We start from the raw sequence: 10,709 nt of genomic DNA, 5'->3' as shown, positions 1-10,709 counted from the left end.
TCCGTGACGCGCTGGCTGGCCGCGACCTCCATCACGCCCAACCAGATTTCCATGGCGAGCATGGGGTTTGCAGCGCTCGCCGGCCTCGCCTTCTGGCAGACGGGCGAGACCGATGGCGCGGCCAGGCTGGCGTTCCTTTTTCTGGGCGGCCTTTTTGTGCAATGTCGCCTCCTGTGCAACCTCTTCGATGGAATGGTGGCCGTGGAGGCGGGCAAGGGTTCGCCGGATGGCGCCTTCTGGAACGAATTCCCCGACCGTGTGGCCGATATCGCGATCCTTGTCGGCGTGGGTTATGGCGTGGGCTTACCGGCGCTCGGCTGGGCCGCCGCCGGCTTCGCCGTTCTCACCGCCTATGTGCGTGAGCTTGGACGCGCCTGCGGACAGGAGGCGGATTTCTCCGGCCCCATGGCCAAGCCGCATCGCATGGCTGCAATCACGGCCGCGGCGGCGCTTTCGCTGTTCGAACCATTGTGGAGCGGGCACGGCCAGGTGCTGACAGTGGCGCTCTGGATCGTTGCCCTTGGCGCCGCATTGACCGCCCTGCGGCGGTCGGTGCGGCTGGTGAGGGCGCTCAGGGGCTAGAGCTGGGCGTTCATGAGGCCAGTCCCGGCAACACGGCTTTCACGCCAGCGACGATCATCTCGACCGCGATGGCGAGCAGGATCATGCCCATGAGCCGCGTGGTGATGACGCGCATGGTCTCGCTCAACACGCGTCCGATCCCGGATGCGAAGAAGAGGACGACGAACAGGATCGCAAGAATGACGGCAACCACGGCGCCAATGGCCAGCGTCGCCTCAAACCCGCCGGCGTGTCCCGTGTAGATGATCAGCGTTGCGATGGTGCCGGGGCCGACGATCATCGGAAACGTGATCGGATAGAAAGCGAGCCCCGACAGATCACTCATGTGATCCTTTTCCCGGTCGGTGCCATGGTGGGAAGAGAAGCCGCTCCCGTTCAGCATCGACCAGGCGATGTGGGCGAGAACGACGCCGCCGGCCACACGAAACTCGTCCACCGTTATGCCGAAGAAGCTGATGATCGCCTGCCCCGCGAACAGGATAACCGCGCACATGATGGCGGAGAAAATGGCAATCCTGAACGCCAGAACCCGCTGCTGTTGCACCGTGAAGCCCGCCGTCAGGGCCAGAAAGACCGGCAGGTTCACGAATGGTTCATGATGGCGAAAAAGGCGCCGAACGCCTTGGTCAGTTCCGTATAATCCATGCCCCTCCCCAGACCTCGTTCGCACGCCATTGCCGCCAATGGCGGGTGCGACTCAGCACACTGCGGGACAGTATGGCATCAACATTTCGCGGGAGCGACGCCGGAGCACCTGATTTGTAATCAACCGGCTTTTGCATCCCGCTGGAATATCCAGTCATGATCCGGGTGGTTCGCGAAGCGCCATTTGCGCAAGGGACCGGCCATCACGTTGAGATAATACATCTCATAGCCATAGGGCGCCCCGCAGGGATGGTGCCCCTTCGGCACCAGAACCACATCGTGATCGCTCACGGCCATGGTCTCGTCCAGTTCGCCATCCTCGGTGAACACCCGCTGGAAGCCGAAGCCCTGAGCCGGGTTGAGCCGGTGATAATAGGTCTCTTCCAGATAGGTCATGTTCGGGAAATCGTCCTCGTCATGACGGTGCGGCGGATAGGACGACCAGTTGCCCTGCGGGGTGTAGACCTCGGTGACGAGCAGACTGTCGGCCACGTCGCGGCCTTCCATGGCGATGTTGTGAATGAAGCGCGTGTTGGCGCCCCTGCCACGCTCTTCAAGATTGATGCCGGCGGGGCCGATGACCTGCGCCTCATGGTCGCCCCTGCCGGGCGCGGTGCAGACGGCGAGTGTGCAGTCGGTTGTCGCCCTGACCTGCCATTCGGCGCCATTGGGGATGTAGACCGCGTGGGGCGGCAGGCGTTCGAAGACATTCATGCGCTCGCCCAGTTCGCCAAACGCCCTGCCTGCGCCGGAAATCTCCGCCTTGCCCTCGACCAGCACGAGAATGACCTCGCGATCCCCGGTCGCCTCGGAGGCCGTTTCACCGGCTTTGAGACGGTAGAGACCGAAGCCGACATAGCCCCAACCCGCCGATTCCGGCGTGATGTCGTGCACCTTGCCGGTGGTGCCTGCGGGTTTGACCAGAAGATCGGACACGGTGCTTACCTCATTCGTTTTCGGTGTCGCCGGGTGTGAAAGTGTAGAGCAGCGACCAGGCCGCATAGACACCCGCAGCGGTGAACAGAATTCCCCAGAACGGCGCGCCGGAGACAAACTCGAACAGCCCCCAGCCAAGACAGACCGCCACCACGACCACCCGCCGCCAGAGAGGCCGGAAGAAGGGGTGACGGGGGTCGAGAAAATTCATGCGGCATCATCCCGGACAAGACCGGCTGCATGCGCTGCCTGCCTGAGCGCCTTCAGCCCCATGGACTGATATGTCACCGGATCGGCCTTGAGCGGGTCCTGTTCGGCTTCGATGACAAGCCAGCCATCATAACCCTTCCGGGCAAGCACGCTCAGGACAGGTTCAAACGCAATGCCGCCCTCCGGATCGCCTGGAACGGTGAAGACACCACGCCGCACACCGGCAAGGAAGGAGAGTTTCTCCTTCTCCACTTCGCTGCGAACTGCCGGGCGGACATTCTTGGCATGGAAATGGGACACCCGGTCGCCATAGGTCTCGGCAAGTTCCACCGGGTCGGACCCGCCAAACCAGGCATGGCCGGTATCGAGCAGAAGACGCGTTGCCGGACCGGTGCCATCCATCAGGCGGCCGATCTCCTCGCGGTTTTCGACCACGGTTCCCATATGGTGATGATAGACCAGTGCAATGCCCTGCTCCGCACAGTATTCGGCAATCGCCTCCACACCGGCACAAAAGGCCGGCCAGCGATCATCCTCAAGGCGGGGGCGGTCTGCGAGCGCCACGGCGTCGTCGCCATGAACGGCGTTCGACGTCTCGCAGACGATGCACACTTTGCAGCCATTCGCTTTCAGCATGTCGAGATGCGGCTGAATCGCCTTCTTCTCGGTCTCGATGTCGTTGACCAGCAGATTGAGCGAGTGCCAGCCGGAAACGAAGACGAGACCGTGCCCAGCGAGAATCGCTTTCAGCGCCTCGCCATCCGAGGGCATCTTGTGCCCCTTCTCGATGCCGTCGAAGCCGATGGACCCCGCCTCGGCCAGACACTGTTCGAGGGAAATATGCGCGCCGAGGGTCTGGTCGTCATCGTTTGACCAGGCGATGGGATTGGTGCCGAAGCGGATCATTCAGGTTCTTTCTTTCAACGCATTTTCATAGGCTTTGCGGGCAGCATTGACCTCTTGCCGGTCCGAGACCTCGGGCACGGCGACATCCCACCAGTAGCCGCCGGCTTCAGTGGTGGGATAGGGGTCCGTATCGATCACGACGACAAAGGGCCCTTTCGCGGCACGCGCCTCGGCAAGGGCAACCTCCAGTTCGGCAATGGACCCGGCCTTGCACGCCTCCGCCCCCATGGAAGCGGCATGAGCGACGAAGTCGATATGCGACGGATTCACATGGTGCGTATGGTCGAGCAGATTGTTGAATTCGGCTCCGCCGGTGCCCATCTGCAGCCGGTTGATGCAGCCGAAGCCGCGATTGTCGGTGATGACAACGGTGATCTTGACGCCCATCGAAACGGCAGTGGCGAGCTCCGAATTCATCATCATGTAGGAGCCATCGCCCAGCATCACGATCACGTCGCGCTCAGGCTCTGCCATCTTGATGCCCAGCCCGCCAGCGATCTCATAGCCCATGCAGGAATAGCCATATTCCATGTGATAGGAGCCGGGGCGCCCGGCTTTCCAAAGCTTGTGCAGCTCACCGGGCATGGTGCCGGCCGCGCACATGACCACCGTGTTCTCGCGCGCCGCACGCTGTACCGCGCCGATGACCTGCATGTCGGTGGGCAGCGCGTTTTCGTCCACCGCAGGTGCTTCCGTCACCGCATCGGCGGCCCTGAACCAGTCTTCCTTAAGTGCCGGCGCCGGTGCCTCCGCCTTCCAGCTACCGAGGCCTGCAGACAGGAGCTTCAGACCCACATCTGCATCAGCGATCAGCGCCTGCGCATCGTGCTTGGTTCCGTCATGGGGCTGGACGTTGAGTGCAAGGATGCGGCGTTTTTTCCTGAACAGCGCCCAGGAGCCGGTGGTGAAATCCTGAAACCGCGTGCCGACACCGAAAACAAGATCCGCCTCTTCGCAGATTGCATTGGCGCTGGCCGAACCCGTGACCCCGACCGGACCAAGATTGAGCGGATGATCCCAGGGGAGTGCGGACTTTCCCGCCTGCGTTTCCACGACCGGGATGGCGTGTTTCTCCGCGAAGGTTTTCAGCGTTGCGCACGCACCGGCATAGTGAATGCCACCGCCCGCAACGATAACCGGGCGGCTTGCCGCACGAATGGCTTCGAGGGCATCGGCCAGTTCGTTCTCGTCTGGCCGGGGTCTGCGCCGTCGCCAGATGCGTTCGTCGAAAAAGCTCTCCGGCCAATCGTAGGCCTCGACCTGCACATCCTGGCAGAAGGCCAGCGTGACCGGGCCACAATCGGCCGGATCGGTCATGACGCGGAAGGCGCGCGGCAACGCGGTCAGAAGCTGCTCAGGCCGGGTGATACGGTCGAAATAGCGCGAAACAGGCCTGAAACAGTCATTGGCGCTCACCGTGCCATCGCCAAAATCTTCCACCTGCTGCAACACCGGGTCGGGACCCCGATTGGCGAAGACATCGCCCGGCATCAGAAGCACCGGCAGTCGGTTCACATGGGCGAGTGCAGCCGCCGTCACCATGTTCGTCGCACCAGGACCGATGGACGAGGTGACGGCCATGGCACGCCGCCGGCCAAGCTGCTTCGCATAAGCGATCGCCGCATGGGCCATGGACTGCTCATTGTGCCCGCGATAGGTGGTGAGCGTGTCGCGGGCCGCATGGAGCGCCTCGCCTATGCCGGCCACATTGCCGTGGCCGAAAATGGCCCACATGCCGGCTATGAAGGTCTCGCCGTCCTCGTTCTTCTGGGCAGCGATATAGCGGATCGCCGCCTGTGCGGCCGTCAGCCTGACTGTCTTCATGCCGCCTCTCCCTTTCGTGCCCGCGCCCGCGCCCGATCCCAGACAGCGCAGAGGTTTGCATAATTCTCCGTCATTTCCGCGATGGCCGTCCGGTCATCGATCGCGCCGGAGAGCCAGCGCCGTGCCGCAGCCGCAAAGATTGTGCGCCCGACGGCAAAACCCTTGACCAGATCGAAGGAGGCGGCAACCGCAAAACTGTCTTCGAGTTCCTTTGCCGGCGCATCAAGTCCGAGAACGACAATGCCGCGCGTGTGCGGGTCGTTGCGTCTGATTGCATCGCAGGCATTCTGCCACGCCGTGCGCGATGTCATCGGTTCCAGCTTCCACCAGTCGGGGAAAACACCGATCTCGTAAAAGCGCTCGATGGCCCTGGCCGCCGTGTCATCGTCGCAGGCCGCGACCTTGGACGGTATGATCTCGAGCAGCATCTCCAGCCGGTTGCGGCGGCTGGCGGCGAAAAGGCGCCTGACGGTGGCCTCCTGCTCTTCCCGCATCTCCGGCTCATCATCCGGGTGGTAGAAGCACAGAACCTTGACGACGTTTTCCAGAGGCCACTCGCCGAGGCCGCCGTAATCCGGCCCTATGGCAGGCTCCAGCGTGAGCGGGCGCGAGCCCGGCCATTCGACCGGACGGCCGATCCACAGCCCGGAACCCGAGGCGGCGTAGAGCGCATCCCGGCCAAGCCGGCCATCGCACAGAATACCGTATCCATGGCGACCGTCAGCCACGGCCTTCGCCGCCGCAAGGCACAGTTTCTTGAAGTCTCCAATGCGCTCGTGAGGGACGCCAGCCTCGTCGGCCATAGCTCCAATTGCATGCGGTGATCGAAGGCGAAGACGCGCATCTGCGACCAGTCGCCATGCCGCGTCGTCGCCCAGTGCACCTGCTCGAGCGCTGTGTCCTTGCGCAGCGCCTTATCGCGGATGCCGGTGCGGAAGAAGTGCTTCAGCTCCTCGAAGGAGGGATACGCCGGCGTGCAGCCGTGACGGGAGACCGCGAAGGCGCCGCAGGCGTTGGCGTATTTCAGGGCTGTGGGCCAGTCCTCACCCGAGAGCCAGCCCTTGAGAAGCCCGGACATGAAACCGTCGCCCGCGCCAAGCACGTTGAACACCTCGATCGGGAATCCTTCGCCGGCTTCGCTTCATCAAGCGTGCCGGGAATTGCGCCAGTAAACGCGGACGCGCCCATCGGTCCCCGTTTGCAGACAAGAACGGCGTCGGTCAGCGCGCGCACAGTCTTGAGTGCCTCCATCGTGTCGGTCGAACCGCCGGCAATGTGGAATTCCTCTTCCGTGCCGACGATGAGATCGAACAAGGGCAGAGTGGATTGCAGCTTGGCGGTGACGCGTTCGGACTCTATGAAGCGGCTTTCGCCTGCACCGTGACCGGCAAGTCCCCAAAGGTTGGGGCGATAGTCGATGTCGAGCGCCGTCAGCGCGCCATGTTCGCGGGCGAGCCGCAGCGCCTTCAGAACGGCAGCCTCGGTGCGCGGATGAGAGAGATGTGTGCCGGTCGCACAGACACAGCGTGCCTCGCCAATGAAATCCGGGTCGATGTCTTCTTCATCAAGCGCCATGTCGGCGCAATTTTCCCGATAGAAGATCAGCGGAAACTGCTCCTGATCGCGGATGCCGAGAAGCACAAGCGCGGTCAGGCGCTCGGGATCGGTGACGACGCCGCGCGTGTCCACGCCCTCGCGCTTCAGTTCCTCACGGATGAAGCGTCCCATATGCTCGTCGCCGACGCGCGTGATCAGGGCCGACTTCAGGCCGAGTCGCGCCGTGCCGGCAGCAATATTGGTCGGCGAACCACCTATATATTTGTTGAAGGAGCCCATGTCCTCCAGCCGGCCACCCACCTGCGCGCCATAAAGATCGACCGAGGACCGGCCGATGGTGATGAGGTCGAGGGACTTCATCCTTGTCTCCTCCATGCGTTCCTGCTGCGCTGCGCTCCCGCCCGGCAACAGGGGCGATGGTTTGCCGGGACCGGCATTCCATCGATCTCCATAATGGAAGATATGTTCTATTTTAATCCCAAAATCAACATCAGAATTCCATTTTACGGTACAGAGGCTCCAACAGCGACCACGAGAGCAACGGCAAGAGAGAGCGTTGCGGAAAGCGACCGGAAATCACCGAAATCGGCCTCGGTAACCGTCAGCATGAGAGGCGTTATGGGCCGAAGCGGACTGGCAATGGCATCTGTAATGGCGATCACCTCGGCGCCTGCCGCCCGTGCGGCCTCTGCCAGTTCGACGGTCTCGGGCGTGTAGGGTGCAAACGTGATGGCGATGACTGCATCGCCCTTACGGATGGCATGACGATTGTCGAGCCGGCCGACATGATCGTGGATCATCGTCGGCACGTTCATCTTCTCGAAGGCATAGGCGAAATAGGCCGCGACGGAGAAGGCACGACGTAGACCGACGATGTGCACCATGTTTGCCTGCGAAAGCGCCCGGATGGACGCATCGAGCGTATCCGGATCGATGGTCTTGGCCAGGCTTTCGAGCGAAAGGCGCCCCGCTTCGATGAACTCGGCAAGGAGCGCCGAGGCGCTGCCGGCCCCGCTCTCTCTCAGCTTTTCGAGCCGCGTTGGATAATCAGGCCAGTTCTGTGCATAGGAATCGCGGAAAAGACGCTGCATCTGCGAGAAGCCGGAGAAACCGAGCACCTGGCAGAACCGCATGAAAGCAGATGGCTTGACCCCGGCGCCCTCCGCCATTTCCGCCACGGTCGACACCGCGATGCGGTCGGGGTTTGCCGCCACATAGTCGGCGCACTGTTTCAAACGCTTGGGCAGGCCGTCTGAAACCTCCAGCATTCGGTCGAGCAATTCCTCGATGGTCTGCGGTGCGGAAAGCTCTGACATGCCAATTCTCTCTTTCTTTCGCTTGACAGCGTGACTTCAACAATCTTACGCAATTGGAATAAAAATTCCAGTGGTAGAGGATAATTTCCATGCGCGATATCGGCGTCGGCCTCATCGGGACGGGTTTCATGGGCAAGGCTCACGCACTCGCCTTTCGAGCCGCAAGGGCGGTGCTGGGAGACGTTCCGACCGCACGACTGGAAATTCTGTGCGACACGCCCGCAGAGCGCGCCGAACAGATGGCGGCGCAATTCGGTTTCGCACGCGCCACGGATGACTGGCGCGCGCTGGTGAACGACCCGGCCGTGGAGATCGTTTCCATCACCACGCCCAATCGCATGCATTGCGAGATGGCGCTGGCAGCCATTGAAGCCGGCAAACATGTTTACTGCGAGAAGCCAATGGGCCTGACCCTGAACGAGGCCCGCTCGATGGCTGAAGCGGCCGGCAGAGCCGGTGTGAAAACCATGGTCGGCTACAATTACATCAAGAATCCGGCTTTCGAACATGCCCGCGAACTAATTGCCAGGGGTGCCATCGGAACGCCGGTGCATTTTCGCGGGTTTGTGGACGAGGATTATCAGGCCGATCCGGAGCTCGCATGGACATGGCGGGCGCGCATCAATGAGGCGGGGCTCGGTGCTCTGGGCGACCTTGGCTGCCATCTTGTGTCCATGGCTTACGGGCTGATGGGTCCGGTGGAAAGCCTGGTCGCCGACATGCAGACGATCCACGAAACACGCCCCATGCCCGATGGAAGCGGGCGTGGAACGGTGGAAAATGAAGACGTCGCTTCGGCACTGGTGCGCTTTGGGAACGATGCGCAGGGTGTGCTTTCCACCTCACGCTCCGCCTGGGGCCGGAAAAACAGGCTCGGCTTCGAGGTGCACGGGACCAAAGGCATGATCGCTTTCGAGCAGGAGCGCATGAACGAACTGCAGCTTTACCAGAACGAGGGCCCGGCCGCTGAACAGGGCTTTCGGACGATCCTCACCGGGCCGGCGCACGGGGCCTATGCGTCCTTCTGCCCTGCGCCCGGACATCAACTGGGCTTCAACGAACTCAAGGTGCTGGAGGCGGGCGCGTTCCTCCGTGAAATCGCCGGCGGCGAGAAGGTCGGTCCTGACTTCGCGGATGCGCTGGAATTCGAAAAGGTAATCCATGCCATCGCCGCTTCAGCGCGCGAGGGGCGGCGCGTGACGGTGCAGGGTTAGGCGCGCGACCTCGCCATGCCGCACCGATCCGGTGAAAGGATTTGACCGCGATCAAGGAAACGAAGGCTTCTCTGCTTGATCTTTGCAGAAGCAGGACCAGAATCACATCATTGGGTGATGGAGAACGAAAGGATTGAGCATGACCACAGCTTCTGATCTCTCTCCCAAATTCCGTCATGTGCGGCTTGAGCTCGCCCGGGAGAAGGGACACCCCATGGGCGACCATGATGAGGGCTACGATCTCCTGGTCCCGCTCGATGTTGAGGGGCATCTCGACGCGGCTGAATGGAAAAAGCATCAGGCGCAGTGTCGCGTGCGTCGCTTTGAGCCGCACGCGGAAGACAAGATCGGCCGCCTGCGCCGCAAGCCGGGCGGGCAATGGTATTTCGACTATGAGGAGGGAGAACGCGACGACGAGATCGGCTTTCGCCTCGGCGAAGAACGATTTCGGCAAGGTGAGTATATCTCGATCTCCCGGCAGGGGCAGATGCACACGTTTCAGGTAAAACTCGTAGAGCGGCTTTAGGGTCAGTCGCTAGAACCGGAAGAATGAATCCTGCAGGGCCGAGTTGGAGTATTCGACGGCCCGGCCTTCGCCATCCACCACCACGCGCTGGACCCTGAGCAGCGGAGAGGCCTTCGGGATCGACAGTGCCGCGGCCTCTTCTTCCGACGCCGACAGAAGCGAGACATGTTCGCGGGCGAGGAAGATTTCGCCCCCCAGCGCCGCGCGCAACATGGTGTAGAGCGAGGTATCTGCCAGCGTGGCGACATCCAGCTTCCCGGCCAGACGGGCCGGCAGGAGCGAGGTCTGATGAACGACTGGACGGCCCTCCAGAAGACGCACCCGGCGAATTTCGAACACCTCGCTTCCGAGCGGGACAGAAAGAGCGTGGGCGATAGAGAGACCCGCCTCGACATGCCCCGTCGAGATGAGGCGCGTTGACGGACGAAAGCCCGCCTCGCGGGCGGCGGTGGGAAAATCCACCAGCTTTTCGCCGCTGCGTCCGATGGCGCGTTCACGGTAAACCGTGCTGCGCCCCTGCCCCTTGGAGACGAAACCCTCGCGCTGGAGCAGCTCCAGCGCCTGACGCACGGTGCGCCGCGAGACGGCATAGGCCGACGCCAGTGCATGTTCGGAGGGAAGCGGATCGCCATTGCGCCACAGCCCGCCAGTCAGCTCGCGGATGAGCCGGCTGGCGAGACGCTGATAGGCGTGGTCCGCTCCCATGCGCTCAGGCCGCCCTGCCGCCGATGTTTCGCACCAGCACCGCGCCGATGATGATCAAGCCGGTGAAGATGTCCTGCAGATAGTTCGGCACACCGAGAATGGTGAGGCCGTTGGCGACCACGGCGATGATTGCGGCACCCAGAAGCGTGCCGAGCGCATTGGCCTGACCATCGCGGAAGGCGGTCATTCCGAGGAAGACCGCCGCATAGGCCTGAAGCAGGAAGCCGTTGCCGCCGGTCGGGTGGGCGCTGCCGAGACGCGCGGTGAGAAGCAGGCCGGCAAGGGCGG

General features: G+C 62.6%; 11 protein-coding genes and 1 pseudogene. 3 read left to right on the top strand and 9 right to left on the bottom strand.

Going from position 1 to position 10,709, the window contains the following annotated elements:
* A partial coding sequence (locus JCM21793_RS29560; protein ID WP_025031642.1) for a CDP-alcohol phosphatidyltransferase family protein occupies window positions 1-582 on the top strand: 582 nt, incomplete at its 5' end.
* Between the two features lie 10 nt (window positions 583-592).
* Here JCM21793_RS29560 and JCM21793_RS27580 read toward each other — a convergent pair.
* From JCM21793_RS27580 to JCM21793_RS21200, 7 genes and pseudogenes are all read right to left on the bottom strand, one after another.
* Complete coding sequence (locus JCM21793_RS27580; RefSeq protein WP_202901445.1) at window positions 593-1,168, bottom strand: MarC family protein; 576 nt, start codon at window positions 1,166-1,168, stop codon at window positions 593-595.
* Window positions 1,169-1,347: 179 nt separating this feature from the next.
* Window positions 1,348-2,163 carry a 5-deoxy-glucuronate isomerase gene (gene iolB, locus JCM21793_RS21225; RefSeq protein WP_025031641.1) on the bottom strand — a complete coding sequence of 272 codons (816 nt, stop codon included), beginning with the start codon at window positions 2,161-2,163 and terminating at the stop codon, window positions 1,348-1,350.
* A gap of 10 nt (window positions 2,164-2,173) precedes the next feature.
* Complete coding sequence (locus JCM21793_RS21220; protein ID WP_025031640.1) at window positions 2,174-2,374, bottom strand: hypothetical protein; 201 nt, start codon at window positions 2,372-2,374, stop codon at window positions 2,174-2,176.
* Entirely contained in the window at window positions 2,371-3,279 is a 909-nt protein-coding gene (gene iolE, locus JCM21793_RS21215) for a myo-inosose-2 dehydratase (protein ID WP_025031639.1), read from the bottom strand. Before iolE ends, JCM21793_RS21220 begins: the two co-directional genes overlap by 4 nt.
* Entirely contained in the window at window positions 3,280-5,103 is a 1,824-nt protein-coding gene (gene iolD / locus JCM21793_RS21210) for a 3D-(3,5/4)-trihydroxycyclohexane-1,2-dione acylhydrolase (decyclizing) (protein WP_025031638.1), read from the bottom strand.
* Window positions 5,100-7,020: pseudogene (locus tag JCM21793_RS27575) on the bottom strand (bifunctional 5-dehydro-2-deoxygluconokinase/5-dehydro-2-deoxyphosphogluconate aldolase). The gene iolD and the pseudogene JCM21793_RS27575 overlap by 4 nt, the downstream one beginning before the upstream one ends.
* A gap of 143 nt (window positions 7,021-7,163) precedes the next feature.
* Window positions 7,164-7,976 carry a MurR/RpiR family transcriptional regulator gene (locus JCM21793_RS21200; RefSeq protein ID WP_007007171.1) on the bottom strand — a complete coding sequence of 271 codons (813 nt, stop codon included), beginning with the start codon at window positions 7,974-7,976 and terminating at the stop codon, window positions 7,164-7,166.
* 89 nt (window positions 7,977-8,065) lie between these two features.
* On the opposite strand from JCM21793_RS21200, the gene JCM21793_RS21195 reads away from it, so the two are divergent.
* Both JCM21793_RS21195 and JCM21793_RS21190 read left to right on the top strand, forming a co-directional pair.
* Window positions 8,066-9,190 carry a Gfo/Idh/MocA family protein gene (locus JCM21793_RS21195; RefSeq protein WP_025031637.1) on the top strand — a complete coding sequence of 375 codons (1,125 nt, stop codon included), beginning with the start codon at window positions 8,066-8,068 and terminating at the stop codon, window positions 9,188-9,190.
* A gap of 139 nt (window positions 9,191-9,329) precedes the next feature.
* Window positions 9,330-9,716, top strand: a complete 387-nt coding sequence (locus JCM21793_RS21190; RefSeq protein WP_025031636.1) for a hypothetical protein — start codon at window positions 9,330-9,332, stop codon at window positions 9,714-9,716.
* A 9-nt stretch (window positions 9,717-9,725) separates the two neighbouring features.
* On the opposite strand, the gene JCM21793_RS21185 is transcribed toward JCM21793_RS21190, so the two are convergent.
* Window positions 9,726-10,421 (bottom strand): GntR family transcriptional regulator, encoded by a 696-nt coding sequence (locus JCM21793_RS21185; RefSeq protein WP_025031635.1) that lies wholly within the window; start codon window positions 10,419-10,421, stop codon window positions 9,726-9,728.
* A 4-nt stretch (window positions 10,422-10,425) separates the two neighbouring features.
* Window positions 10,426-10,709, bottom strand: a 284-nt coding sequence (locus JCM21793_RS27570; RefSeq protein WP_036541289.1) for an ABC transporter permease, incomplete at its 5' end; no start/stop codon positions are given.

Source organism: Nitratireductor aquibiodomus NL21 = JCM 21793, assembly GCF_000615975.1.
Classification (GTDB): Bacteria; Pseudomonadota; Alphaproteobacteria; order Rhizobiales; family Rhizobiaceae; genus Nitratireductor; species Nitratireductor aquibiodomus.
Note: the sequence above shows the minus strand (reverse complement) of the source record. Positions and strands in the feature narration are given on the sequence as shown.